At 37.3% G+C, this 25,304-nt stretch carries 26 protein-coding genes; 16 read left to right on the top strand and 10 right to left on the bottom strand.

What is annotated here, in order from left to right:
* Nucleotides 1-184: 184 nt before the first annotated feature.
* Complete coding sequence (locus tag MHB65_RS13620; RefSeq protein ID WP_342440698.1) at nt 185-709, bottom strand: hypothetical protein; 525 nt, start codon at nt 707-709, stop codon at nt 185-187.
* A 327-nt stretch (nt 710-1,036) separates the two neighbouring features.
* Entirely contained in the window at nt 1,037-2,461 is a 1,425-nt protein-coding gene (locus MHB65_RS13615; protein ID WP_342440697.1) for a VanZ family protein, read from the bottom strand.
* Between the two features lie 230 nt (nt 2,462-2,691).
* On the opposite strand from MHB65_RS13615, the gene MHB65_RS13610 reads away from it, so the two are divergent.
* On the top strand, nt 2,692-2,988 hold the full coding sequence (locus MHB65_RS13610; RefSeq protein ID WP_205443915.1) for a hypothetical protein: 297 nt from the start codon (nt 2,692-2,694) through the stop codon (nt 2,986-2,988).
* Between the two features lie 244 nt (nt 2,989-3,232).
* Entirely contained in the window at nt 3,233-3,394 is a 162-nt protein-coding gene (locus tag MHB65_RS13605; protein ID WP_205443914.1) for a hypothetical protein, read from the top strand.
* A gap of 467 nt (nt 3,395-3,861) precedes the next feature.
* Here MHB65_RS13605 and MHB65_RS13600 read toward each other — a convergent pair whose 3' ends face one another.
* Entirely contained in the window at nt 3,862-4,323 is a 462-nt protein-coding gene (locus MHB65_RS13600; protein ID WP_342440696.1) for a DinB family protein, read from the bottom strand.
* Between the two features lie 714 nt (nt 4,324-5,037).
* Here MHB65_RS13600 and MHB65_RS13595 point away from each other — a divergent pair.
* From MHB65_RS13595 to MHB65_RS13565, 7 genes are all read left to right on the top strand, one after another.
* Nucleotides 5,038-5,463, top strand: coding sequence for a thioesterase family protein (locus tag MHB65_RS13595; protein WP_342440695.1), 426 nt, complete (start codon nt 5,038-5,040; stop codon nt 5,461-5,463).
* Between the two features lie 11 nt (nt 5,464-5,474).
* Entirely contained in the window at nt 5,475-5,849 is a 375-nt protein-coding gene (locus MHB65_RS13590; protein WP_205443912.1) for a DUF423 domain-containing protein, read from the top strand.
* 163 nt (nt 5,850-6,012) lie between these two features.
* Entirely contained in the window at nt 6,013-7,344 is a 1,332-nt protein-coding gene (locus MHB65_RS13585) for an SPFH domain-containing protein (RefSeq protein ID WP_342440694.1), read from the top strand.
* A 14-nt stretch (nt 7,345-7,358) separates the two neighbouring features.
* Complete coding sequence (locus MHB65_RS13580; protein ID WP_342440693.1) at nt 7,359-8,462, top strand: hypothetical protein; 1,104 nt, start codon at nt 7,359-7,361, stop codon at nt 8,460-8,462.
* 464 nt (nt 8,463-8,926) lie between these two features.
* The gene (locus tag MHB65_RS13575; protein ID WP_342443741.1) at nt 8,927-10,132 is read left to right on the top strand and encodes an EAL-associated domain-containing protein; all 1,206 of its coding nucleotides are present in this window, start codon (nt 8,927-8,929) and stop codon (nt 10,130-10,132) included.
* 112 nt (nt 10,133-10,244) lie between these two features.
* The gene (locus tag MHB65_RS13570) at nt 10,245-10,970 is read left to right on the top strand and encodes a metallophosphoesterase family protein (protein WP_342440692.1); all 726 of its coding nucleotides are present in this window, start codon (nt 10,245-10,247) and stop codon (nt 10,968-10,970) included.
* A 740-nt stretch (nt 10,971-11,710) separates the two neighbouring features.
* Nucleotides 11,711-12,103, top strand: coding sequence for a RidA family protein (locus MHB65_RS13565; protein ID WP_342440691.1), 393 nt, complete (start codon nt 11,711-11,713; stop codon nt 12,101-12,103).
* Nucleotides 12,104-12,146: 43 nt separating this feature from the next.
* Here the strand turns inward: MHB65_RS13565 and MHB65_RS13560 are convergent, their stop codons facing one another.
* The gene (locus tag MHB65_RS13560) at nt 12,147-12,392 is read right to left on the bottom strand and encodes a hypothetical protein (protein ID WP_342440690.1); all 246 of its coding nucleotides are present in this window, start codon (nt 12,390-12,392) and stop codon (nt 12,147-12,149) included.
* Nucleotides 12,393-12,859: 467 nt separating this feature from the next.
* On the opposite strand from MHB65_RS13560, the gene MHB65_RS13555 reads away from it, so the two are divergent.
* The gene (locus MHB65_RS13555) at nt 12,860-13,714 is read left to right on the top strand and encodes a malate synthase (protein WP_342440689.1); all 855 of its coding nucleotides are present in this window, start codon (nt 12,860-12,862) and stop codon (nt 13,712-13,714) included.
* 403 nt (nt 13,715-14,117) lie between these two features.
* On the opposite strand, the gene MHB65_RS13550 is transcribed toward MHB65_RS13555, so the two are convergent.
* Nucleotides 14,118-15,161: a DUF418 domain-containing protein gene (locus MHB65_RS13550; RefSeq protein WP_342440688.1), complete on the bottom strand. Its 1,044-nt coding sequence runs from the start codon at nt 15,159-15,161 to the stop codon at nt 14,118-14,120.
* Nucleotides 15,162-15,258: 97 nt separating this feature from the next.
* A complete protein-coding gene (locus MHB65_RS13545; RefSeq protein WP_342440687.1) occupies nt 15,259-16,209 on the bottom strand; it encodes a YafY family protein in 951 nt (316 codons plus the stop codon).
* A 98-nt stretch (nt 16,210-16,307) separates the two neighbouring features.
* On the opposite strand from MHB65_RS13545, the gene MHB65_RS13540 reads away from it, so the two are divergent.
* Entirely contained in the window at nt 16,308-16,838 is a 531-nt protein-coding gene (locus MHB65_RS13540) for a dihydrofolate reductase family protein (protein WP_342440686.1), read from the top strand.
* Nucleotides 16,839-16,852: 14 nt separating this feature from the next.
* Here MHB65_RS13540 and MHB65_RS13535 read toward each other — a convergent pair whose 3' ends face one another.
* On the bottom strand, nt 16,853-17,860 hold the full coding sequence (locus MHB65_RS13535) for a serine hydrolase domain-containing protein (RefSeq protein ID WP_342440685.1): 1,008 nt from the start codon (nt 17,858-17,860) through the stop codon (nt 16,853-16,855).
* Nucleotides 17,861-17,992: 132 nt separating this feature from the next.
* On the opposite strand from MHB65_RS13535, the gene MHB65_RS13530 reads away from it, so the two are divergent.
* Nucleotides 17,993-18,514 (top strand): AAA family ATPase, encoded by a 522-nt coding sequence (locus MHB65_RS13530; protein ID WP_342440684.1) that lies wholly within the window; start codon nt 17,993-17,995, stop codon nt 18,512-18,514.
* A 30-nt stretch (nt 18,515-18,544) separates the two neighbouring features.
* Here MHB65_RS13530 and MHB65_RS13525 read toward each other — a convergent pair whose 3' ends face one another.
* Nucleotides 18,545-19,366: a Ku protein gene (locus MHB65_RS13525; protein ID WP_342440683.1), complete on the bottom strand. Its 822-nt coding sequence runs from the start codon at nt 19,364-19,366 to the stop codon at nt 18,545-18,547.
* A 106-nt stretch (nt 19,367-19,472) separates the two neighbouring features.
* Between MHB65_RS13525 and MHB65_RS13520 the strand changes: the two genes are divergently transcribed.
* Nucleotides 19,473-21,290, top strand: coding sequence for a DNA ligase D (locus MHB65_RS13520; RefSeq protein WP_342440682.1), 1,818 nt, complete (start codon nt 19,473-19,475; stop codon nt 21,288-21,290).
* 376 nt (nt 21,291-21,666) lie between these two features.
* Here MHB65_RS13520 and MHB65_RS13515 read toward each other — a convergent pair whose 3' ends face one another.
* Nucleotides 21,667-21,858, bottom strand: coding sequence for a hypothetical protein (locus tag MHB65_RS13515; protein ID WP_342440681.1), 192 nt, complete (start codon nt 21,856-21,858; stop codon nt 21,667-21,669).
* 21 nt (nt 21,859-21,879) lie between these two features.
* Nucleotides 21,880-22,842 carry an MBL fold metallo-hydrolase gene (locus tag MHB65_RS13510; RefSeq protein ID WP_342440680.1) on the bottom strand — a complete coding sequence of 321 codons (963 nt, stop codon included), beginning with the start codon at nt 22,840-22,842 and terminating at the stop codon, nt 21,880-21,882.
* A 137-nt stretch (nt 22,843-22,979) separates the two neighbouring features.
* Here MHB65_RS13510 and MHB65_RS13505 point away from each other — a divergent pair, with 137 nt between their 5' ends.
* The 3 genes from MHB65_RS13505 (at nt 22,980) to MHB65_RS13495 (ending at nt 25,267) form a co-directional block, all read left to right on the top strand.
* Nucleotides 22,980-24,455: a methyl-accepting chemotaxis protein gene (locus MHB65_RS13505; protein WP_342440679.1), complete on the top strand. Its 1,476-nt coding sequence runs from the start codon at nt 22,980-22,982 to the stop codon at nt 24,453-24,455.
* Between the two features lie 77 nt (nt 24,456-24,532).
* Nucleotides 24,533-24,757, top strand: a complete 225-nt coding sequence (locus MHB65_RS13500; protein ID WP_342440678.1) for a hypothetical protein — start codon at nt 24,533-24,535, stop codon at nt 24,755-24,757.
* A 36-nt stretch (nt 24,758-24,793) separates the two neighbouring features.
* Nucleotides 24,794-25,267: a GNAT family N-acetyltransferase gene (locus MHB65_RS13495; RefSeq protein ID WP_342440677.1), complete on the top strand. Its 474-nt coding sequence runs from the start codon at nt 24,794-24,796 to the stop codon at nt 25,265-25,267.
* The last annotated feature ends 37 nt before the right edge of the window (nt 25,268-25,304 follow it).

Genomic DNA, 25,304 nt, shown 5'->3' with positions numbered 1-25,304 from the left:
AGCTATCTTCTTCTAACCATTGCTGTCACCTCGTGTAACTTTTTTAAATGATAACACATTTAATTACTACAAGAACTTCTCAGAATTAATCACAACACTGACATCATCCAAAAAAGCTCACATCTCTAAAATTTAAAGATGTGAGCTGCTATTACCTTATATACCCTTTAAGTTATCTGTTAATCTAACCACTCAATTGCACAACTGTTAAGGAGCGGTTTAAGTAACTAGCTATTAAGGAATCCGATGCTGCACTTGCACCAACCAAGTCTCCTGCTGCTAATGTAGCTTGAACAACATAAGACGAACTACTTCTATTGACAACATTAAAGACTGCGATGCCGTCTAGAAAAATAGGTTGCCCATTGACGGTAATGCTAACTGTGAAAAATGGTTGATCAGGATCAGCATCTGTTGTTGCTTGCGCATTTATCGAAATGGTAATTTGATAAACACCATTATTTTGAACGACTAACTCGTTTCCAGTAGGGCTAACTGTAACATTTGATAGCGGGCCAACTACATGGAAAGTAATGGGCGTCTGTTCAGACGTTAAAAAGCCTAAAGTATCTCCTCTCAGGGACCCATATCCTAAAACACCACGATCAGGCGAGGGAACAGGTATAATAGGACCAGGAAGAGCAACAATTTTTGGGAAGTAATTCGTTTCATTTTGACAACAGTCATTACATGTATGTTTATTGAACATTCTCTAACCCTCCTATATGCTCTCAATATAGGTATTATATTCAACTCTCTTATCACCATTTGAACAAACACCTAGGCTACAGATTAGATAAAGTCTAAAAACGCTAGCATTTTCTGCTAAAATGCTATTTGTTGAGGGTATCAAGCATCTACTACAGCCTTTTATCTTAAATGGAAAAGAATGAATGCTTCAATTAGACTTTATTACTGAACGATTATTTTGATGGGGGAGGTATATAACCTGGTAAGGAATTTAGAGGAACAGGGAAATAAGGAAAACCCAGTACCCAGTCAGGGCTTTCCTTATTTAACAATATCGCAAAAAAGGCTATTTTTTTGCCTGAATCAAGGTGAACCAGCTTTTTTTATTGAATGTACCAGAAACTCTGTATATGGGTTGATAGAATCCTTTCGTATCATACATATACGAAAGCTCTATTAAATCGATAGTCAGCTGATCGCCTTTTTTTATCAAAAGTTCTTCATCTGTTACGAGTGCATTGAATTTTATTTGCGGAAAATCGCCATTCTTAATTCGCTCATACACCTCTGCAGGTGACAAAATATTTACTTCCCGTATCAATTGATGCTGATGAAGACTATAGGATAATGCGTACACACTTCCATCTGGTTTTAGACCGAGGTCTACATCACCAAGCCAATAATCTTGGTTAGATTCAGCGCGGTCAGGAAGCGTCCATTGAAATACGCCATTATCCAAAGCTGTAAATGCTACATCTTGAGGCAGGAGAGAAAGCTCGTCCATCACGCTCTTTGCCTTGTTCACCAGTGTTTCTTGCACAGCTGAAGAGGGTTGCACTGGCGTATAAAGATTGTCTGTTAGCGACCAATTGCCCTCTGCGCTAATGAATAACGTGTACGAGTTTTCTGCTTTGTCTTTCAATAAAAGCTCACGATCACCCCTAATATCCTGTCTACTGAACTCTGATAAATCGAATTTCTTTTGCAACAGAGTCTCCACTTCATCAGTTTGAATTATTTTTTTATATATTGGGGCAACGGTAGATGTTGCATGTAAATCTAATGAAGTGGTTACATCAACGCCCGACATATTCGATTTTGTGTAGGCGTTTATGGTTAAATGGCCAAATTCCTGTTGCGCATAGACAAACATCATGCCAACAAAAATCAAACCCATCATGATAGGAATGGCTAGATTCCCGACCAAACTTTTCATTTTTACTTTTTTGTGCTGAACAATAGAAGTCCCAAGTCTGTATAACTGGTATCCAATAATCCCGCCAAGCGAGTTGTTGATTAAGTCATCAAGCTCAAAAATCCCCGCTCCTGTGAGTGTTTGATACGTTTCAATGGATAAAGTTGCAATCACTACTACAGGAAGAAGCCACTTAAACAATTTAAATTTAGAGAAAAGTAAAGGTAAGAAAACGCCTAATGGCACAAACATGAAAATATTAAAAATACAATTTTGAAGATCTCGTAACGAGTATTTCTTCCATGCATCTATATAACCACTGAATGGTTGAAGATTCATTTGCATGAAATGGGAAGAACCGCGACCAATAATCGTTAGCTCACACACAAATACAATATAGCCGATAAAGAGTGCTCCAAGCATCAGTTGCTTTATGTTTATTTTTTTTCGATCGGACTGGTGTTTTTTATAATAAAGGAAATAATAAAGTGCAATGAGTAAGAACTCAGCGCCAATAATAAGGATGACTGGCAACATTAAAATCCGAATGTTATTCATAATATCTGTAACGCCCAAGACAAGATGCTCCTAACTATGTTAATCTGATGAATTGATTTTCTGTTGATGTAATATTGTCGACTTTTCTTATTGTAAATGGTAATTATTAATAATTATTGAGAATAATTATGAAGATTTCTTAAGATTTTGCATCATATCTACTAGTGGAGGAAGTGCTTGGAAAAGTAAGGGGAAATAGATAAAACTATAATAGCTGGAAACGTCTAACGTGAAAAGGAGTGGATGAAATGTTAGTAGATGTTTTTTATTATATAAAATTATCAATGGGTATTTTTCTACTTAGTTTGTTCATTACATTATTTTTAATTTTATTAAAAAAGCCTATTGTCAATGGATATACGATAGGTGTATTAGCAATAATTTCCTGTATCGTATCAGGGGCACTGATGATTATTTCTGGATACATAGCGGATGAAGTGCCCTCAGGCGGAGACCCAACTACCTTTTATATGTTTCTAGTTATTCTCTTTTTAAATATAGTAAATTTGATTTTATTTTCCGTAAAAAAAGTGAGGGGAGATTAGGGGGTCATCAACAAAGTTTATGGAAATTGTACTTTCAGAAGTGATGACAAAATAAATGACATCGCTTGTTCGCTAGAATTAAGGGCATCATTTTATGGGCAATTAAGTATAGGTAGGTGTTTTTTATGAGTCTTCCGTTGTGTTGGCTTGTCGGTCCTTGTAATCAAAAATGATATAAACAATTGTCAGAAAATATCAATATATCCTATAATAAATAAAAAAGCTGAGAATAAGAGGTGAACTTATGGGGAAACCAGTAGATTACAATCTATTTCCGGGTTATCAAAACACACTTGACTCCAGACTTGATGAGCGTAAGGAAGAATTTATTGAGGAACTAGAAAGAGCAAAAGTTGATGGACATATACTTGAATTTGAAAAATCACTAGAAGAATTGCCCCAATAGTAAAGTGAAAGCATCTTGACGAAAGATGCTTTTTTCTTTTGCTTAGAGCTTGTTTATATGTATAAATTGGGCTATTCACTTCAAGGAATTCTTCCTTTTTAAGCGATAATAATTGATAGAAATGTCAATAATCAATAGGATGAATAGTACACTAGATACATTTAAAGTTAATGAAGGCAGAGGGAAAATGACTTCTCTAATCAATATTAACCATATAGTAGTTGATACTAAAACAATAGCATCCAATAAAATAGCCATCGTATGTTTGTGTTCTTTGAAAATAAAATTAAATACAATTAACCTTATTAAAATGGGTGTCGTGAAGAAGTAAAATGAATAAATTTGTGTAATTTCTTCTAGGCTCACATTGCATCTTCCTTTGGTGTTATTTGAGTTAAGTAAGCGGCAGCAAACAAAAATAGGACTATTACTATTAGCCCTACTCTGAGATTATAACGTATAAATGTCTATTTTTCCATTTTACGTAAATAAGCAAGCTGTCCAATATGATAGGCATTGTGAGTCGCGGCATTCGATAGGATGGCCCACCATTCTGCTTTTACGGGGTATCCATTTACGATAGATAAAAGTTGCTCTTCCTCAATTAATTCTTGCCATTGCAGCAGGATATGTAATAACTTTTCTTTCAATTCATAGAAAGTTACTTCATCTTTAACAAGAAACGTATTTGCATTATTCGATTGGGATGGGGCCTTCACTTGATTCTCCCTATACCGTATTTGCCAAATTTCATTCCAATAGATTAAATGCTGGACAATTTCAGCCATACTATGGCTAGAAGGATCGGGTTTCCAAAAGGCTTCTGCTTCAGATAGCCCTTCAACGACTTCATAAAATGAGATATACCAACTACGGTCATTCGCATTAGCTAAAAATTGATCTAACAAGATGGTCATAGCCTCCATCACTCACGTTCCCTTCTTCAAAGTATTTTTTGAATAGTATATCATTTTGAGGTTTGAATGTATGGATAAAATACTAGTGCTGCCAAGCTTTGTATGAATTTGGTGCAACAATAAAAAAGCTGCAGCTTGTAGATGCCACAGCAAATGAATAAATTGTAGGAAATAATTAAACAATAGAAAATATCATTAAATAGGTATCAACTTCTATTATCAGCTTTTTCCGATTCAACTTTTTTACTTCTAAGCAGCAAGGCCATAAATAAGAAACTGGCTACCCAAAAGGCAAAGAATAAATTCTCAAGCAAGGCCCAATGCCCACTATTAAAATAGTTCCAAATTGTTGTGAATAAAAAGACGATGATAAAGAATGCGATATATAAACATTTTCCGAATATAGTCACTTCAAGCACCTCTATTATATAAAATGGTGTAATCATCACACATAAGAGATTAAGACGGTCAACAAATACTACTTTCTTCACTTACTGCGTGCGAGACACTCAAAATTAGTGTGTGTTAATTATGGTTAGTTATACATACATCGAAAAGTCGAGGAATCTGGCAGCGTTTCCTGTTTTAAAAATATACGATTTTCAAAGGATATATGGAATGAGATCATTACGTAGACAAATACATTTTTCAATCTCCAATTCCAATAGAGCAAAAACCCCACCAAATCAATACTTTTACGCTATAATGTAGGACGAGGTGAAGAAAATGTTTGTAAGTGAGAAACAGATTGAAATACGGTATGCGGAGACCGACCAAATGGGCGTAGTGTACCATGCGAACTACATCATTTGGATGGAAATTGGTCGTACGCAGCTTGTAAGTGATGCGGGCTTTGAGTATGCTGCATTAGAAAAAGATGGCTATGTATCGCCAGTAATGGATTTATCGATTTCGTATAAAGCAGCCATGCATTATGGACAGGTAGCAACGGTGCGCACTTGGGTAGCAAAGCATGATCGTTTACGAACTACGTATGGCTATGAAATTTTACATGAGGATGGCACGGTAGCAGCCACAGCTCAATCCGTACATATTCTTGCGCATAAGGATACATTGCGACCAGTATCTTTAAGTAAGATTGACCCAGCTTGGGACGCCAAATATAAAGAAATTGCCGTTGAGGCAAAATAGGAGAACAATAGATGGAAATGTTTTTAGCTTTAGGCGCGATTTTGGCAGGTCTTGGTGTTATTTTAGGAGCTTTTGGCGCACATGCGCTAAAGGATAAGTTTGCCTCGCCACATTATGCAGCCATTTGGGAAACGGCTGTGCAATATCAAATGTATCATGCTATAGGAATTCTTGCACTTGGTATTCTATCCAATGAGGCACTTTTAGGAAGCTCTAGTCTGCTTTCGTGGGCAGGATATCTGATGTTTACAGGGATTGTCTTCTTCTCTGGTAGCTTATATGTGCTTGCCGTGACAGGTGTGAAAAAGCTAGGGGCGATTACCCCAATCGGTGGAATGTTATTTATTGTTGCATGGGTGCTTGTTATAATAGCCGCCTTATCATAAGAAAGAGACTGTAACGAGAAAGTTCTGATGATTCACATCATAGGAACTTCTCGTTTTTTAGTTTAGTATGAAGAAAATGAAACAATTTGTCTGATTTTGCGTATTACATAGTGTTGATAGATGATAAAATAAGCTAAACATCAATGTAAAGGTGGGAATATTTATGGGTTTATTAAAAGCAGGCGTTGGGGCATTAACAGGCGTTTTAGAGGATCAATGGCGTGAGTATTTTTATTGTGAGGCATTATCCGCCGATGTTCTGGTGACTAAGGGCATTAAACGTACTTCTAAACGAGGTTCAAATAAAGGCAATGACAATATTATTAGCAATGGCTCGATAATTGCCATCAATGAAGGGCAATGTGTGATGATTGTAGAGCAGGGGAAAGTCGTAGAGTTTTCTTCAGAAGCTGGCGAATATGTCTATGATACATCAACAGAGCCTTCGATTATGTATGGCTCAGATTTGTCTCATGGCATTATGGAAACATTTAAACAGATAGGCAAACGTTTCACATTTGGTGGAGAACCTGCTAAAGATCAGCGAGTTTATTATTTTAATAAAAAGGAGATTGTTGGGAATAAATATGGCACTCCTGCACCAATTCCATTCCGTGTCATTGATCGTAATATTGGCTTAGATATCGACATTGCCATTCGTTGCCATGGCGAATATTCTTATAAAATCATTGATCCATTATTATTCTATACAAATGTGTGTGGAAATGTGGAGCGTGAATTTACACGAGAGACCATTGATAGCCAGTTAAAATCAGAATTAATGACAGCGTTACAGCCAGCCTTTGCACAAATTTCAGCTAGTGGCGTTCGTTATAGTGAAATACCCGCTCATACAGTTGCATTAGCAGACGCACTCAATAAGGTATTATCTGAAAAATGGCTTGCTACACGTGGTTTAGCTGTTGTGTCATTTGGCATCAGTACACTGAAAGCTTCTGAAGAAGACGAAGCGATGATCAAACAACTACAACGCAATGCGGTCATGCGTGATCCAGGTATGGCTGCTGCCCATTTAACTGGCGCTCAGGCAGAAGCGATGATTGCGGCTGCCAACAATGATGGTGGGGCTATGGCAGGATTCATGGGGATGAATATGGCTGCACAAGCTGGTGGAGTCAATGCTAGTCAGCTTTATCAAATGAATGAGCAAAATAAGCAAGCGCAAATGGCTCAGGCTGCGATGCAAAATCAAACAGCTAAAGCCCCTGATACTTGGACATGTGCATGTGGTCATGACAACACGGGGAAATTCTGTTCAAATTGTGGTGCGGCAAAACCAGCGGAAGAGGGCTGGACATGTACGTGTGGAGCGGTGAATAAAGGGAAGTTTTGCAGTGAGTGTGGCTCTAAAAAACCAGCTGGTGCTTTACTCTATGCATGTGATAAATGTGGATGGACACCAGAGGACCCTGCAAATCCGCCTAAATTCTGTCCAGAATGCGGCGATGTTTTTGATGAAAAGGATGTCAAGTAAGGAGATGATGGCCTATGTCAACGCAAGAAGTTGAAAATGTCAAACAAGTAAAGCTTGACTTTGATGCTGAATGTCCTTCCTGTGGTGCATCGATTGAGTTTAATCCGGCCACAGGTAAGCTGACTTGTCCGTATTGTGGATTTGAGTCTGAAATTGCAACACCTGAGCAAGAAGAGGAAAAAGTTGCCCAGGAAATGGACTTCTTAAAAGTAGAAGAACGTGGGAATTTCAATTGGGGCGTAGAGAAAAAGACGGTCATTTGTAAAGCTTGTGCAGCCGAGACGATTTATGATGCCCTGCAGGTTGCTGACAGTTGTCCTTACTGCGGTTCGAATCAGGTCATGGAGGCTAGTGCTGAGAATACGCTAGCACCCAATGGCGTATGTGCTTTTGAAGTAACGGATAAGCAGGCAGGGGAACATTTTCAGAAATGGATTAAAGGCAGATGGTTTACACCAAAGGCTGCCAAAATAAGTGCAAAGCCTGATGCCTTTAAAGGGGTATATCTCCCGTATTGGACGTTTGACTCAAAAACAAGCTCCAGATACTCCGCAAGATATGGACGTCATCGAACAGTTACGGATAAAGACGGTAAAACGCATACAGAAACAGATTGGTATTCAACAAGTGGTTTTTATCAGGAATTTATTGACGATCATTTAGTAAGTGCCACGACACGCTATGATCGGGACATGATGCGAAAAATCGAACCATTTAATCTCCTTAATAATAAGGCCTATAAACCACAATATGTAGCTGGATTTTTATCAGAGCGTTACAGTGTTGGCTTGCAGGATGGCTGGAGCCAAGCAAAAAGTGAAATCCATGATCATCTCCATGCGCAGATCACGTCCAAAATTCGTTGGGAAAATAGTGCCGATGTAGTATCCAATCTGCGTTTTTCCACAAACCATGATGATATTACATACAAATATTTAATGTTACCGATTTGGTTATCTTCTTTCCGCTATAAGGAGAAGATTTACCGCTTTATGGTGAATGGACAAACGGGTCGAGTTGGCGGAAATGCTCCTATTTCGCCGCTTCGCGTAACGATAGCTATTATTTTATCATTAGCAGTAATCGCACTGATTTGGTATTTCTTTATGTCTGAATAATAATAAACAGTATGCCAGTAGGAGCCTCGTGTTGTCCTATTGGGATACTGTTTTTTCATAAAATTGTCCTTAAATACTGGGCAAATGACTGAATTATTTGGCTTGGATAGGATAATGATCATCTATTATCACGGCTGTCTTTGTGTCATGTTGCATAAATTAAAGTGAGAATCAAAATAAGAGAACAGCCTTGACTGACATGAAAATTAAGTAAAGTAACAAGATGGCGTAAGAAGCAACCTACTATGCAGGAAAGTCGTTAGCATTGATAAAAATCAAATAATTGTCTATGTTGAAGGTTAAAATTTAGGACAGATTTGCCATAAATTATGAGAAGTGAAGTTGCGATTTTACTTTAAACAACTTATTATACAGTCAGAGAGCATTTTTTTAGTTAATCATGATGAATGCAATGTTATTTTTGAATAACAATGAAAACGTTATTCATATTGGAGGTTTCGATGATGGACGCAATTGAAGTGTTAACGAATTTAGATCAAATACATGGGTATTATCAACCGATATTTAGTGCAGATGCGCATACGGTGATTGCCTACGAAATTTCCGGATATCTACAAATTCAAGGTCAGCAAATTAATTTAAAGGATTTTGTCAACAATGAAGATATTCCAGAAGAATATCGAATTGATATGGAACATAAAATTTTACATGCGGCATTAGCTAAAATTGATGAAATTGCACCAGAAATTGATATTTATATTCCAAGCAATCCAAATTTATTGATGCAAGATTTTGGTGAAAGTCATTTTAATATTATTCAACAATATATAGATGAAAAAGATTTACAGCGCATCGTACTTGTCATATCAGAGCATCGTTTTATCGGGGATATTAACAAACTACATCACGCCCTCCGCTATTTTACGACGTTTGGAGTGAAAATTGCCGTTCAGGAAGTAGGAGCCGAAAGTCATTTAGAGCATATTGCGTTATTGGCACCCCATATCTTAAAGGTCAATACACGTGATTTAAATTATGATTCTTGGTCTGCTCAATCGGACATGATTTCCGCCATTGGTAGCCTAGCTTATAAAATTGGAGCGAATCTTTTATTTGAAGATATCGAAACGGTTTATCAGCTACAATTTGCTTGGAAAAATGGCGGTAGATTTTATCAAGGACCATACCTAGCAAATCCAGCAATGACCTTTGTTGATAAGGATATATTAAAGGAACGTTTTAAAAAAGAATGCCAGCAATTTATTACTTCCGAAAAGAAAATGCTGGAGGCACAATATTTGCAGTTAAAAAAATTAAGAGAGGAATTAGAGGCGATTGTTCACCGTGTGAAACCAACGAGCGACAATGTCTCCCATTTAGAGTATTTAGCTGAACTATTAGATAACTACTCCTTCCGACTCTATATTTGTAATGAGGATGGGTTCCAGTTAACACCAAACGTTATGCGAATTGACGGTAATTGGGAGCTACAGCCACGTGCCATCAATAAAAATTGGAGCTGGCGTCCGTATTTCCTCCAAACGATTATCAAAATGCGCAACGATCAAAGTGGGGAAATCTCTGAATTGTATCGGGATATTGAAACAGGAGAAATTACAAGAACATTCTCCATCGCCATCAACGAGCATGAATATTTGTTTGTTGACCTTTCCTATGACTATCTTTATGAGCATAAAATCTTTAGGTAAGTTTATATATCAAGGATTGTGGGGTACATTCAATGAGTGTACCCCACTTTTTAAATTCAGTGATAACGATGTCGGACAGGTAGATGTAAAGAATAAAGGAGGGCTCTTCGTAATGAAGACGGCTATTATATCAGACATTCATGGAAATATAGATGCGTTACAAGCAGTACTACTCGATATTAAGAACCGTGGTATTAAGGATATATATAATCTAGGTGATAGCTTATATGGACCTTTATTTCCTATCGAAACTTATGAATTATTAGTAAAAGAGGACATTCGAAATATTAGGGGGAATTGCGATCGAATCTTATTAGATAACAAGACAGATAATCCAACGGTACAATATGTTCAAAATCTATTGGAAGAGGAACAGAAGGAATGGATTGCTGATTTGCCATTCTCTTTACAAACGGAAGATTTTTATTTTTGTCATGGTACGCCCACTAGTGATGAAAGTTATTTGTTAGAGGAAATCAGTCCAAATGGTTGTACACTTAAGAAAACAGAAGATATTTTGAAGTTGGTTAATGGAATTTCGCAGAACATTATTTTTTGTGCCCATACTCACATACCTAGAGTTGTCTATTTACCTAATGATAAAATCGTTATTAATCCGGGTAGCGTTGGATTACCAGCATATGAAGACGAATTACCAACCTATCATAAAATGGAGTCTGGCTCTCCCTATGCGAATTATACAATTGTAACTAAAAAAGAAGACGATTGGATGATAGAACAAATCCTTATTCCATACAATCGAGATGCAGCTATCTTACAAAGTGAAAAAAATGGAAGAAAAGATTGGGGAAAAGCCTTGCAAACAGGTAGAATGTAAAATTATTTAGTAGCCATCGTTCTAACAAGGTCTTCCTCAACTAACAATCGAACTGCTACCTTATGATTTTTGAGCACACAGACATTTAAATTGCATAATCAGTTCCTCATTTCTTTTAAAATAGAAGTATAAAATGATATTGGAACTATTAAAAGAGAGAGCAATTTAATAAGATCACATGCCTTCTGCAAACGTAGAGGACTTTTATTATGCTCTATGTAAGAAATCGAGCTTGGTGATGGTGAGAAAGGACATTAATTTAATTCAAGCTAATTTTCATCACCTACCATATTGTTCAGAAACTGTTCATATTACCCTGATATACTATCAATGAACACGCATACTAACCAAAAAAACTAGGTACGCCAAAGTGGGGTACCTAGTTTTATGCAAAGGGACACTTGGGATGGAGTGACCCTAGTAACAATTTCGGAGGTGTAAGGCTAATTTAGCTTTACATTACTATATATATGTTGTGTTTGTTATGGTTGACTAGTTAATTGCCTGAGAAATAATTATTGAAACTCAAAAATAGTCTCTAGGTTCATTGATTGTCTAGGATAAAAATGGTAAAGTGTAAATAACTTTAGGTACAAGGAGGAGAATTCACATGAAAAAAAGATCTATTCGTTTTTTAAGCATGGGTATAGGGTTCTCCACAGCTGTTTTTTTCTAAAATCGATAAGTAAGGGATAAGTCTGCCCTTTTTTAGAAAAATACGACCTAAAGGAGAATAGAATATGAAATCAAAAGTCATACGTAAAAATCCAATGCAGGTACCTAGCCCTGTTGGAAAGTATAGCCATGTCACAATCATTCCGAAAGATGCAGCAATGTATGCATTCTCTGGACAAATAGGGATTGGTCAAGATGATCAATTGCCGGCAGGATTGATAGAGCAAATTACTAATACATTTAAAAATATTGAGATGATTTTAGCAGCTGAGGAATTGGATGCTTCACATGTGGTAAAGGCTAACATTTGGGCAACAGAGGAGATTGATTGGCATCACTTCTATCAGCAATGGGTAGCCATGTTTGGTGATTCCTATCCTTCTATGACTATTGCTTATGTATCAGCATTAGGGCTACCAGATATAAAAATAGAGATGGATCTTTGGGCTGCTAAATAGCCTAAAAAACGACAATATCCAAGTGGTATTGTCGTTTTTTGTATTAACGTAACATCCTTTTTAATTGCTTCATTTCATAATTCAATTCGTCAATTTGCTTTTGCAGTTTGTTAATATCATTGCTATTGCTTTCATTTTCCTTTAGCTCATCCTCTAAAGCAAGACCAGCCGCAATGGTCGCTAGTGCGTCACCCAGTGTTGTAATGGCTCCTGCAATCACTGCCAGCTTAGCTGCTTGACTCACGGATTCCATTCCATCACTATTCCGATTGCCTTTATTATTCTTCATACAATCCTCCCTATAAAAAAGGGTATTATTTGCATTCTATGCTTAGGATAAGTAGCAGGTGAAGATTCTTTTTGGCATACCTCGTATAAAAAGGTCATTTATGTTTGCAACAACGGAAAGTTGGATTTTTTGAGGCGTTTTCCAGAAGTTGAAGGACTTTATTTTACAGCTATTTTTAGATCCAGTAGAGAATAAATGTTTTATTTTAACTCATGGTAAAATGCGTTGTCAATAATAAATTTGTAATTTTATTAAAAAATGTTATAATAGTCTTACGATAATTTTTTATAAATGTATTTCGAATTCCGATGTCCTATTTTGCAGAAAGAATTTGGATACGTTTTTTTAATTTCCTTTGATAAGCTGAAAAAAATCAAAACCGTTATGTATGCTTTAAAGGAAGTTAATGAAAAAAATTTACTATCTAATAGTAACTTAGTTTTTATTCCATAAGGAGGACTAGATTAATGAATCTAATTAATAAGAAAGTTACACACAAGCGTTTTGGCATAGGTAGTATAGTTAATCAAAATGATTCGAGTATTGAAATCCATTTTGCAACGGAAAATAAAAGGTTTGTTTTCCCTGATGTATTTGGAAACCACCTAAAAATACATGATAAAAGTGATGCTAAGTTACTTGAGGAAATTATACAAAAAAAAGAAATTGAACGACAAGAAGAAGAATGGAAGAAGGAAGAGGAAAAAAAACTACAACGGAAAGAACTAGTACTTCGCTTGGAACACGAAAAACTTATGAATAACCATAAACTTCATCCCGCATCACAAATGGTTTTTTGGTGTGATACAGAAGAACAGAATAGTTCTTTTTCCGAGTGGAAAATTTTTTCAGGCATATTAAAGAGTGGTAATAACAAAGGAAAGCCAAACAAGCCGAGCCGCCTGCACCAGAATAGCGCTGTTCTATTAACGGCAAGAGAATCCAGCAAGCCTGAAAAAGATAGACGTATCTTAGGTGTCTATATGGTGAATGAAAATTTTGTCGGTAAGCTGTGTGAAGATGGACATATTCCTGCTCATTCAAAATACAGAATTCAACTGACAGAACAGGAATCAGATCAGCTGCTGTTCTGGCAATACTATATAAATGAAAAATTCCCCGAAAAAATGACATGGAAGACAGGTAAATATCGTTATTTTGAAAATTTATGGATGGCTCAAATTTTACTTGATATCATTTCGTTGAAAAGTGACCCAAAAGAACGAGAGTTGGCGCAACAATTCTTTAAACACTTTTGTAAAATGAATCAGATAACAGTTCAAGAATTACCAAAGCCGAATGGCGCATTAACACGTATTTAGACGTTAGGTCTATGGATATAAGAATGACTAACACCTACTTTTTTAATGAACCAACTATCTAAGAAGAAGAGACATACTCGAATGTGACGAAAGTGGCAATGAACAGCTATATAGAAAAATAACTGCAATGAATACAAGTCACTGGATTTTAAAATCCAGTGACTTGTCTGTTAATCAAATGTTTTTTTATAGAAATAAAAGAAACAGCGTCAATATTGGATTAACGCTGTTTTTAAATTAGTCACTTCTGCATATTTCTGACCGTAATCTTCTGTATGCAAAAAGTGACCAAATTAAATGGGGATGTGTTTCTTGCTGAAGATATGAGCAAAGATGGAAAGCGAGTAGGGTACATTACCAATATATGACGTTTAACGCTATGCTGATAGGTATTTATCATTGACTATAAAGAATCTTTATTACTTTGTCTTAAGGGAGGAACTGTCCAATAGGTACCCATACGCCACAGCCATTCCATCGGGCCGAAACGGAAAAAGTGTAACCATAGCTTGCTAAATAGCAATTGGCAAACATAAATACCAAGACAAATCCACAAAGATTCAATGTAGCGAAGATGCCCAATTAGCTGGAAGGCGTGACCGATTACTAGAATGAGTGCTGTTTGGCCCAAGTAATTAGTCAAGGCCATGCGCCCATATGCTTTTAACGGCGCTAATAGTCGCTGGAACAAAGTGCTTTGTAATAATAGGATGATTGTTCCCATATAAAATGCTGAAGCAAATGGGCTGAACTGTAGTCCGATTAATGCAAATTGCTCGATATTTGTACTATGTGCTTCTAGCTGATCCTTAGTCATATTATCAATATTGACAATGACATCAGGTACATACAGCCATTGATAAAACCAGCTAGCAATACTAATACACCCCATAATAATCGTCACTAGCATAATTTTTCTTCGATGCATAGAGATATTTTCAAATAATCGATATTGACCAGCAGCTAGACCTAGTAAAATCAGTGGAAATGGCATCAAAATTTTAAGGCCAAAATAAGCAGTAATGGCTAAAAGAATGAACCCAATGATAAGATTGATTTCTTTGCGCATTTTATAAAAAGGTAAGGCTACAAAGCCAAAGAAAGCATAGACAGTTAAGGCTTCACCTGGTTGGAAATAAAAATGTACAAGCCCCATAAGCAGTAAAATCAAAAGTCTACGACTAAATAAGGCATAGGCTTTTTCGCCCCTTGCCTTGGCCCGTGATATAAAGAGATAAAATCCTATACCAAATAAAAATGAAAAAATGATAAAAAATTTACCCTCTACAAAAAGTGTTAAAAAGCGACTATAGGCAATATCGTTCGCTAGCTTAGGTGGTTCTATCCACATTAATGCAGGAATATTGACTAAAATAATGCCCAGTAAGGCGAACCCTCTTAAATAATCTAATGTATCAATTCGTTTATTAGTGTTGGTTGGTTGCAACGTTCATCTCCTCCTTCAAAACCAAGTATAAGGAAGTTTACTAAAAAGTAGTAACGATGAAGGTTACACGAATCTGACAAAATTGTCATCTAACAGATTAGGTCTCAGTTTGCTCAGGATATATCGCGAATAGCTCCTGTGCATGCTGACGCAAAAGCTGAATTAATGCTTGGGGTTCTTTGACAATCGCATGTTGACCAAGGCGAAAGAATAGGGAGCTATTAAAATGGAGCTCATTTTGATCAATCATCGTATCGATATAGCCTGTTCCATCACTTTGTCGAACAACAGCTTTTTCAAGATGGGGCTCACTTAAACATTGACGAACGCCTTCGCTTGATAATTCTGCATATAAGCGAATAGGCTGTTGAGGCTCATAGTCACTTTCAAGCCACTGTTGCAAATTCATCGTCGTTTTATGGCTTTTATCACTGATTGTCATGGCATGAATACGATCGACACGGAAGAGTAATATTTTTTCATTTGGTAGCAACAATGCAGGCATATACCATAAGCCATCATGAGCGTACACGCCAATAGGCTGGATATGCTTTGATGTGATACCAGACTTTGATTCATACTGGATATGCAATTGTGACCGGTTGATGATCGCCTCTAAAACGTCTGTTAAGAGTGGCGTTGTAATGGCTCTTTTAGGATTCCAAAAGGCCATATACGATTGCATCGTATCCACCTTTTTCTTGGCCTCCTGCTGTAAGGAGTCATATAGTTTTTGAGAGACAGACTTCATTTCAGTATTAAAAGGTAAATCACGATAGTAGTGCAGAGATTGAAATGCAAAGAAAATGGCGACTGCTTCTTCCTCCGTAAATAAAATAGGAGGAAGGATTGCATTTGATAAAACAGTATAGCCACCATGTCTACCTTGCTCCGCATAGATGGGCAGTCCCATGTCACTTAAATCTAAAAGGTAGCGATGCACTGTTCGCACTGAAATATTGAATGTATCGGCAATTTCCTGCGCTGTAAATTTCTTTTTCGCACTGACAAATAACAAAATATCAATTAATCGTTTGGCTTTGGACATATTTTTTCACCTTTTTATTTAATCATGCCAATAGTTGTCATGTTTTATATTTAGTATAGAGATTGTACAAGAGATTTTCAAGAAGAGGAGCTGACGAGATGTCACGAGAAATAGTGGTATTTATTGCAGGGAGTTTAGATGGATTTATTGCTAAGGAAAATGATGATTTGCAGTGGTTGGAAGAAACTGAGGGAGAAGGAGATAATGGCTACACTGATATGTATCAAAGCATTGATACCGTCATTATGGGAAAACGAACTTATGATTATATTCTAGAGCACAGTGATACGTTCCCCTATCCTGATAAAAAATGCTATGTGTTCACAACAGCTCAAACTGGGGAAAATGAGCATGTGACATTTGTCCAAGAAGATGTGGTCACATTTACTAAACGATTAAAAGAGCAAGAAGGCACAAAAATTTGGATGGTAGGTGGAGCAGCTATACTAGATGCCTTTTTACAGGAGCAACTAATTGATGAATGGATTATTACCATCACACCACATTTACTGGGCTCGGGAATACCTTTGTTTACATCTCCACGTCCGTTCGAAAATTTAAGGCTACTGGAGACAAAACGATATGGTCAAATGGTACAGATGCATTATCAGGTGAGAAAAGAGGCTTAAATCGAGCCTCTTTTTTAGTTGACAAAGGAACGATAGATATCGCCTAAGAGACCTTGCATTTGATGGACGCCTGTATCGGTGTTAGACATGGCAACAAAGCCTTTTTCTAAATGGGGGTAGGCCACGAGCATACATTGGTAGCCAACACCCCAGCCAAGGGAGGATATTTCAAGCTGCTCGCTAATACCATCAAGAAATACACCAAGGCCCATCCATTCCTTACAGCCCTGAGGACGAATTAGCTCATGGATTGAAGATAATCCAAGTGTACCTTTTCCTTTCGATGCCTGCATTACCTCTAGTAATAATTTTGCTAGATCTGACGGTGTTGTCCATAATCCGCAAGCTGCATCGTATGGGTAGATTGGGTGTCTTTGAGCTGTTAAGGTGCCATCCTTATAATGACCACTTGCTGTATTAGCAGTTGGAACTTCGGAAGAAAAAAAGCTGTTTGTCATGGCTAGTGGTCGAAAAATAAGGTCTGTCACGAGTTTAGGAAACAATGAGCCTGTGGTGTTCTCAATCAGTAATTGAACGATGTAAAAGCCTGCATCGGAGTAATGAAATTCATGTCCCGGTTCAATGGTACTTTCGATTGGCATGGGACAATAAGGTGTTTTACCGTGTAATATATCGCTCATCGAAGGCATTTGTGTCAATGAAAGTAAGGGAGGAAAGCTGCCTTTAGGGTCAATAATACCTGCCTGATGACATAACAAATGTCGTAATGTTACTTTTTTTGCCCTAGTATAGTTATTATCTGGTATCTTCCAGGACGTAAGTTTTTGATTAATATCCTCATCTAAATCTACTAGTTCTTGTTTGACCAGCTTCAGTACTAAAATGCTTGTTAGTAGTTTACTGATTGAACAGGCATTGAAGATGGTTTCTGTATTGATGCTGGTAGTTTTTCCGACCTCTAACAGCCCAAAGCACTCTGTTTTCTGAAGCTCTCCATCCTCTATATAGGCAAGGCTGAGACCAGCTACTTGTTGTTGCAGCATTTGCTCGTGTATTGTCATAAATAAAGAGTCTCCTAGTTTTTCCTTCATTATACCATGAATAGGAACTTATGTTCTTGGAATTTTTAAGCTGAAATTTATTGTATAATAAAGGAATTATTTCTACAAAGGTATATGTAATGGAGGGGTTCGATGACAAAAGAGTTTCCACAAAGAATACATATCATTGGGTCCGTTGGTAGTGGGAAAACAACATTGGCGAGGGAATTATCTAAAACCCTTCAGATTCCTTATTATGAGCTTGATAATGTGGCATGGATTCGAAAGGAATCAGGAGATATTCTAAGAACAGATGAAGAAAAAAAGGAGCACTTACAAAGCATTCTCCAAACGAACAGTTGGATTATCGAAGGGATACATCAGGAGGAGTGGGTTGTTGATAGCTTCCAACAAGCTGATTGCATTCTCTTTCTCGATACCCCTTACAAAATTCGGATCTTTCGTATTATTAAAAGATTTATGAAACAAAAAATGGGTATCGAAAAAGCTCATTATCAACCAACTTTCTCGATCTTCTTTAAAATGTTTCGTTGGAATAAACGCTTTGAGCAGAAGGGGAAACCTAGATTTTTTAAACAACAAAGTGATCTGTTAAATAAAATTTTAGTGATTCAGCATAAAAAGGATTTGAATAACTTCCTTCAACAATTTTAAAGCGTATCCCGAAATAAGGATACGCTTTTTTTAGGCATTTTTCTTTGTTCGTGTTGTCCGCTTTCTTGTAGCTGGCTTTTTCGTTTTTTCTAAGGAAGCCTGTAGCGCTGTCATTAAATCGGTGACATTTTCAGGGATTGGGCGTTGTTTATCACTTGTAGCTATCGTATTTGTAGCTTTCTTTTCTTCAATTAGTTCTAATAAAGCATTACGGTAATCGTCTGTATATTTTTCAGGGTTGAATGTAGTTGTTAGTTGCTCCACTAACATGAGCGCTGTATCAAGCTCCTTTTGTACTACATCCTGTTCACTTGGAATATTTGGTACATCGCCAATACTTCTTACTTCATCTGGATAGTGAATGGTTTCCATCACGAGGGCATTTTGATAAACACGTACGATGGCAAGCTGCTCTTTTGAACGGATAATGATTTTAGCAATGCCAATTTTTCCTGATTGTTCTAATGTTTTACGTAACAATGAATAGGCTTTGGCACCGGTCGAATCGGGCGATAAGAAATAGGTACGCTCAAAATAAATCGGATCGATTTCAGTTAATTGCACAAAATCAATAATTTCCACAGCCTTATCTTCATTTTCCTTACGCAAGTTTTCTAAATCCTCTTGGTCCAACACAACAAATTTATTTTTGGCATATTCATACGCCTTCACGATATCTTCATCTTTTACCTCTTGGTTACAGCCCTCACAAACTTTTTTGTAGCTAATGGGCGTATGACAGTCTTTGTGAAGCTGACGCAATTTGACATCTTTATTTTCAGTAGCAGCATGTAGTTTCACAGGGATATTGACCAGTCCAAAGGAAATACTGCCTTTCCACACTGTATGCATTATTGTCACCTCGTTTTTCTTACTATGATGTATTTTGAGGTTTTTTATGTATCTTAAAATGAAATCTTCAAACACTGAAGATAAAAAGCAAAGAAGGTATTGTGGAATGAAACCAATGCTTTTAATGGAAACAAACGATATTCCTAGTGGAGATGAATGGCTATTTGAAACGAAGTATGATGGCTTTCGCTGTTTATTCGTTTGGGATGAAGAGCCGCAGCTCATTAGTAGAAATGGGCGAAATTTAAATCACTTGTTTCCTGAAATTTTGGCTTTTTGTCAGCAAATACATGCGTCCATTCAAACATTTTTACCCCTAACCTTGGATGGGGAATTAGTTTATTTACGCAATCATTACAAAAGTGATTTTGCCGTTGTTCAAAAAAGGGGGAGAATGCAAAATCAAGATGTGATTCAGCAACATGCTAACTCATTTCCTTTTCGCTATCTAGCATTTGATGTTTTAACGCTTAAAGGAGAATCCCTCCATAACCGCTATTTAAAGACGCGGAAAGAGCAATTGGTCAAGCTTGCTGCGAAGTTCAAATGGCCAATCGTTGACTATGAGAATCCAACGCCTGTCCAAGTTGTACATGGCAGTGAGGAGCACGAGAGCTTATGGCAGTCCATCAAGCTTTACAATGGGGAGGGCATCGTTGCCAAGAAAAAAACAAGTAAATGGCTGGAAAACATACGTTCAAATCATTGGTTAAAAATTAAAAATTGGCGTTATGTCACAGTTATTGTCACGCAATACGACCATAGCAATAGCTATTTTCATGGTGCAGTTTTTGAGGAGAATCAATTACGAGAAGTCGTTACGTTTAAGCATGGTATGACAGAGGAAGAACATCAAACACTTATCAAATTCTTTCAGACGAATGGAAAACGTAAAAAGGAGCTATGGGAACTTGAGCCTTCTATTTGTGTTGATATTGCCTGTATTGATTTTGATGGTAGTAAGCTTCGGGAACCTAGATTTCATGCCTTTCGATTAGAGTTGTTACCTGAGGATTGTCATTGGCAGCACATGCAGCGTCAACTGTATCCTATCCCTGAATCAGTTTCTATCACACATCCAGAAAAACCTGTATGGCCAAAAATGGATATTATAAAGGATCAATACTTGTCCTATTTGCAAAATATCTCGCCCTCTTTATTGCCTTTTCTAAAGGACCGCCCACTAACGCTAATACGCTATCCGCATGGGGTTCCGGGTGAAAGCTTTTATCAAAAAAGTCGACCAGAAAAAATGCCTGATTTTGTGGCAACAGCAGTGATGGATGACATCGATTATATCGTGTGTAATAACTTGGAAACATTATTGTGGCTTGGAAATCAACTGGCATTAGAGCTACACATTCCATTTCAAACACAACATTCCCCGTATCCGACAGAGATTGTTTTCGATTTAGATCCTCCCTCAGCACAAGATTTTTCATTAGCCGTTTCAGGAGCACTTGATTTAAAGAACATTATTGATTATTTTCAGCTACAATCCTTTGTTAAAACATCTGGTGGAAAAGGCCTACAGCTTTATATTCCTTTGCCATCAAATTCGTTTACCTATGAAGAGGTTCGTGTATTTACAGAATTTGTTTGTCGCTTTTTATGTGAGCAAAAGCCGAATTTATATACAATTGAGCGTTTAAAAAAGAATCGTCATGAAAAATTGTATTTAGATTATGTGCAGCATGCAGAGGGCAAAACCATTATTGCTCCTTATTCCACTCGTGGCAATGAACTGGGCTTAGTAGCAACACCGCTTCTGTGGGAGGAGGTCAATGAAAACCTAACACCAGCGCTTTTTACAATTCCTTTTGTCATGGAACGCATAAAAAAAATGAGTAATCCCTTTCAATCGTTCCGTGAAGTAGGGGAGCAACAGGATTTTCAAGCTGTTCTAGATCGATTAAAGGAATGAGGAAAGGGAATGCCCCGTGCTAAATGAGGTTTGGAGCACTTTGAACAGAGAAGCGAGCGGGTTTACCTGAAAAGGAGCGCCTCGAGCAGAAAAAGGAGCGCTTTGAAAAGAGAAGCGAGCGGGTTTTATCTGAAAAGGAGCGCTTTGAACAGAGAAGCGAGCGGGTTTACCTAAAAAAAGAGCGCCTCGAACAGAAAAGTGAGCAGGTTTATCTGAAAAAGGAGCGCCTTGAAAAGAGAAGCGAGCGGGCTTACCTGAAAAAGGAGCGCTTTGAAAAGAGAAGAGAGTGGGTTTACCTAAAAAAAGAGCGCCTTGAACAGAAAAGTGAGCGGGTTTTACTTGAAAAGGAGCGCCTTGAACAGAGAAGCGAGCGGTTTTACCTGAAAAGGAGCGCTTTGAACAGAGAATTGAGCGTGTTTACCTGAAAAGGAGCACCTCGAGCAGAAAAAGGAGCATCTTGAGCAAAAAAGTGAGCAGATTTAACTGAAAAAAGAGCGCCTCGAACAGAAAAAAGAGCGGATTTACCCAAAAAAGAGCGCTTCAAAAAAAGAGGTGTCCCCAAAGTCATTGGAGACACCTCTTTTTCCTATTAGTGTGGAACCTGAGCATTTACTTTTTCTAAGTAATCCAGTATCCCCATTGCTGACACAATGGTATCAAATGGAATGGTTTGATAGACAGGATGATGGGACGGAATACCATTTTCCTGTAAATAGCTGAATAAAAGTTCCTTTAAGCGAGCATCTAAGTAGTGAATTTGTTCCTGGAATTGACTTGATGCTGCTTGTGCTTTTCTACCTTCTTCTAAAAAGAGCGGTGTCCAATAGCGCACCTGACGATAGGCTTCTGCTGGATTTTGATAGGCACCATAGTGACCGAAATATAACTCATTTGCTTGTAGCTTTTCATACAATTGCAGGGATTGTTCCATGGTTTCAGGATTGTACTGATTTGGAGAGGTCGACGGAATGATTAAATCGATCGCTTCCCCATCCATTTCAGGGTAGCGAACACCTGTCGTATCTCCTACAAATAAACCATTTGTAGCGGAATAAAGTATTGAAACATGATGTTTAGCATGGCCTTCCGTATGATAAAACGTTAAATGATGTTGTCCTAATTGAAGACGTTGTTCATGACTAACTTCAATAATTCGCGCAGCGTCAATGGGTACAATCGGATCAAAGAGTTTGTCAAATTCAGCACCATAAACACTTTTTGCACTGAAGATAAGACGACTTGGGTCAATCATATGGGCTGCACCTCGTGGATGAACCACTAATTTAGCATTAGGGCAGCTTTGCAAAAATAACCCTGCTCCGCCTGCATGATCTAAATGGATATGTGTCACGATGACATAGTCTATATCCTCTAATGCAATATTTAATTCCTGTAACCCTTCCATAATATAAGGTACGGATGGACTGGCCGAAGTTTCGATTAAGGCTATCTTTTCATCAATTAATAGATAGGAGCTTGTTCGCTGCTCTCGACCTAAATCATGTGTATCAATACAGTAGAAATTTGGTGCGATTTGTTGGACGCTGGTCAATTCAATTTCCCCCTTTTATTTCAAAAATAAGTAACTTATGCTTATAAATGCAATATTTAGCTACAAAAAGTAGTAGTTATACTATATAATAATAGAAAATTAAACTGAATGTCTATTCATTTTTTAGGGGGGAAGTAATGGAGAATAAAATTCGTTATGATACACGAAAAGTCCATCGTGTAAATTTGGCTATTATTTCAATTTTGGCCATTTTAATATGCGGACCTATGATTCTATCGAAGGGCATACATTTTTTATTTATTGGGCTAGCTGTCATTGCCTTGGCGGTGTGTAATTATTTTTTACCTATAAAAACGTATGTCAAAGGCTTTATTTTTGGCCTCATTCCATCAAGTGTTGTATTTACCTTATTTTTGCTTGATAGCTTTTCGTTAAATAAACATTATATTTTACTATGCACAGTGGCCATTATTGCACTGTATTTTAAAAAGGAATTGATCGTCTTCTTTGGCATTTTAACAAACCTTAGTTTTTTCATTTTATATATGGTCAACTCGTCATCATTGTTGGGGCCATTTGATGACACCATTGTCTTTGTGACACTTCTGGCGATTTTGAATGGGGTCATTATTGCCTTTTATTTGCTGGCAAAATGGGGGAATGAACTGATTCAACATGCAGAAATCCAGCAAAATGAAGTGCAAGCATCCTTCAATCAACTACAAAATACATTTCAAGAAATCGAAAAGAGCAGTCAGGCATTGGACAAGCATGTCACGCAATTCCAACAAACAATGCAAAGGATTTCTGGCTCTAGTAAGCAAATTTTAGTAGCCACAGAGGATATTTCTGCAAGTATTCAGCAGGAGGCATCCAGTTTACAAATGATTCATGGCACAATGGGCGACTCTGTACATTTCGTCAATAAAACATTGACGATTTCGAAGGATACGGTCGCAAAATCTACGGAGCTACAAACAGAAGTATTGGCAGGATGGGATAAAATGCAGGATGCAATGACTCAAATGAGCGTCATGAGTCATGCGATGAGCTCTACTGCGGAAACTGTCAACGAGCTGCAACACAGCCTGCAAACGGTGGATAGCCTATTAAAGGGAATTACTCATATTGCAGAACAAACCAATTTATTGGCATTAAATGCGGCGATAGAAGCGGCTAGAGCAGGGGAACATGGTAAAGGATTTGCCATTGTAGCAGATGAGGTGCGTAAGCTAGCTGAGGAAAGTGCCGCTATTACAGTCAGCATTACTAATGTGACGAAAACTTTGTTTGAAAAATCAACAGAGGCTCATCAACGTTCTGATGACGGTGAAAAGGCGCTACAGCATGGAGAACAGCTTTTACAGGATGTCAGTCATTTCTTTAATAGTTTAAAAGATTCTTTTTCAGAAACGAATACAGATTTAACGAGGGGAATGCATGAATTAAGCAGTGCCATCTCACAATTCGAGGTGATCCAAATGCAAATTGAAAAACTGAATCACATGACTGAGCAAAATGCAGCTTCTACTTGTGATATTCTACATTCAGTGGAGGACGAAAATCAGCTTCTAGTAAGCATGACAGATACGACGAACCATATTCAGGCTTTAAGCAATACGTTAAAGTCATTAGTAATGGCAAAGGTATAAATAGAACCATTGATATTGAAATAAATGGTAGGGTAAAATAAGAATAGGATTAAGCATCCTTGATGGAGGGTATAGAGATGTTATTCATCTGCATTGTTTTATCTATACCTGTTTATGGTTATTGTATTTGGAGTTTGTATGATCCTGAGGAAAGTTTTTTATTCTTTGAGCGTTGGCGTTATAAAGAAACACCAGAGGTATCCGATTTGCAAATAAAATTGATACGGATTGGTAGTGTGTTTGCTATGGTGATAGTCACCATTTATATCATTGTTGTAGCTGTCAATACATTCAGACCATAAAATCTGTTGTATGAGTTGAAAAGGAGGAGGGATTCCATGAACATTCGTAGTGTACAGAGTTCAGATTACTATACTTTATCTCCATTAATTGATGAGTGGTGGGGCGGCAGGAATATGTCAGATAAGCTGCCTAAATTATTTTTTGATCACTTTACAAATACGAGTCTGATAATGGAGAAGGATGGCGAAATTATCGGCTTCCTCATCGGCTTTTTATCGCAGTCCAAAACAAATGAAGCGTTTATCCATTTTGTTGGGGTCCATCCTGATTATAGAAAACAGAATATTGCAAAAAGATTATATGATGTATTCTTTCATGTTGTGAAGCAATACCATCGAAATATTGTGAAATGTGTCACGTCGCCTATTAACGAAGTGTCTATTGCCTTTCATACAAATATGGGCTTTAGAATGGAAAAAGGTGACAAAGTGATGGATAATATGTCCATTCATAGCAATTATGGTGGCGAAAAACAAGACCGTGTGTTGTTTTATAAGATTCTACCGTAATTTACTTTAGATAATTGGCATATAGTCCCCAATAAGG

The organism is Lysinibacillus sp. FSL K6-0075 (assembly GCF_038592945.1).
Lineage (GTDB): Bacteria > Bacillota > Bacilli > Bacillales_A > Planococcaceae > Lysinibacillus > Lysinibacillus fusiformis_F.
This window is presented reverse-complemented; position numbering and strand designations above follow the sequence as displayed.

Excerpts from the sequence above, each read along its gene's own strand:
- MHB65_RS13530 (WP_342440684.1), top strand. The coding sequence starts at position 17,993 with ATGACAAAAGAGTTTCCACAAAGAATACATATCATTGGGTCCGTTGGT.
- MHB65_RS13505 (WP_342440679.1), top strand. The coding sequence starts at position 22,980 with ATGGAGAATAAAATTCGTTATGATACACGAAAAGTCCATCGTGTAAAT.
- MHB65_RS13580 (WP_342440693.1), top strand. The coding sequence starts at position 7,359 with ATGTCAACGCAAGAAGTTGAAAATGTCAAACAAGTAAAGCTTGACTTT.
- MHB65_RS13570 (WP_342440692.1), top strand. The coding sequence starts at position 10,245 with ATGAAGACGGCTATTATATCAGACATTCATGGAAATATAGATGCGTTA.
- MHB65_RS13585 (WP_342440694.1), top strand. The coding sequence starts at position 6,013 with ATGGGTTTATTAAAAGCAGGCGTTGGGGCATTAACAGGCGTTTTAGAG.
- MHB65_RS13620 (WP_342440698.1), bottom strand. The coding sequence starts at position 709 with ATGTTCAATAAACATACATGTAATGACTGTTGTCAAAATGAAACGAAT.
- MHB65_RS13610 (WP_205443915.1), top strand. The coding sequence starts at position 2,692 with ATGTTAGTAGATGTTTTTTATTATATAAAATTATCAATGGGTATTTTT.
- MHB65_RS13565 (WP_342440691.1), top strand. The coding sequence starts at position 11,711 with ATGAAATCAAAAGTCATACGTAAAAATCCAATGCAGGTACCTAGCCCT.
- MHB65_RS13555 (WP_342440689.1), top strand. The coding sequence starts at position 12,860 with ATGAATCTAATTAATAAGAAAGTTACACACAAGCGTTTTGGCATAGGT.
- MHB65_RS13495 (WP_342440677.1), top strand. The coding sequence starts at position 24,794 with ATGAACATTCGTAGTGTACAGAGTTCAGATTACTATACTTTATCTCCA.
- MHB65_RS13515 (WP_342440681.1), bottom strand. The coding sequence starts at position 21,858 with ATGACTTTGGGGACACCTCTTTTTTTGAAGCGCTCTTTTTTGGGTAAA.
- MHB65_RS13595 (WP_342440695.1), top strand. The coding sequence starts at position 5,038 with ATGTTTGTAAGTGAGAAACAGATTGAAATACGGTATGCGGAGACCGAC.
- MHB65_RS13560 (WP_342440690.1), bottom strand. The coding sequence starts at position 12,392 with ATGAAGAATAATAAAGGCAATCGGAATAGTGATGGAATGGAATCCGTG.
- MHB65_RS13535 (WP_342440685.1), bottom strand. The coding sequence starts at position 17,860 with ATGACAATACACGAGCAAATGCTGCAACAACAAGTAGCTGGTCTCAGC.
- MHB65_RS13520 (WP_342440682.1), top strand. The coding sequence starts at position 19,473 with ATGAAACCAATGCTTTTAATGGAAACAAACGATATTCCTAGTGGAGAT.
- MHB65_RS13575 (WP_342443741.1), top strand. The coding sequence starts at position 8,927 with ATGGACGCAATTGAAGTGTTAACGAATTTAGATCAAATACATGGGTAT.
- MHB65_RS13525 (WP_342440683.1), bottom strand. The coding sequence starts at position 19,366 with ATGCATACAGTGTGGAAAGGCAGTATTTCCTTTGGACTGGTCAATATC.
- MHB65_RS13545 (WP_342440687.1), bottom strand. The coding sequence starts at position 16,209 with ATGTCCAAAGCCAAACGATTAATTGATATTTTGTTATTTGTCAGTGCG.
- MHB65_RS13540 (WP_342440686.1), top strand. The coding sequence starts at position 16,308 with ATGTCACGAGAAATAGTGGTATTTATTGCAGGGAGTTTAGATGGATTT.
- MHB65_RS13590 (WP_205443912.1), top strand. The coding sequence starts at position 5,475 with ATGGAAATGTTTTTAGCTTTAGGCGCGATTTTGGCAGGTCTTGGTGTT.
- MHB65_RS13500 (WP_342440678.1), top strand. The coding sequence starts at position 24,533 with ATGTTATTCATCTGCATTGTTTTATCTATACCTGTTTATGGTTATTGT.
- MHB65_RS13605 (WP_205443914.1), top strand. The coding sequence starts at position 3,233 with ATGGGGAAACCAGTAGATTACAATCTATTTCCGGGTTATCAAAACACA.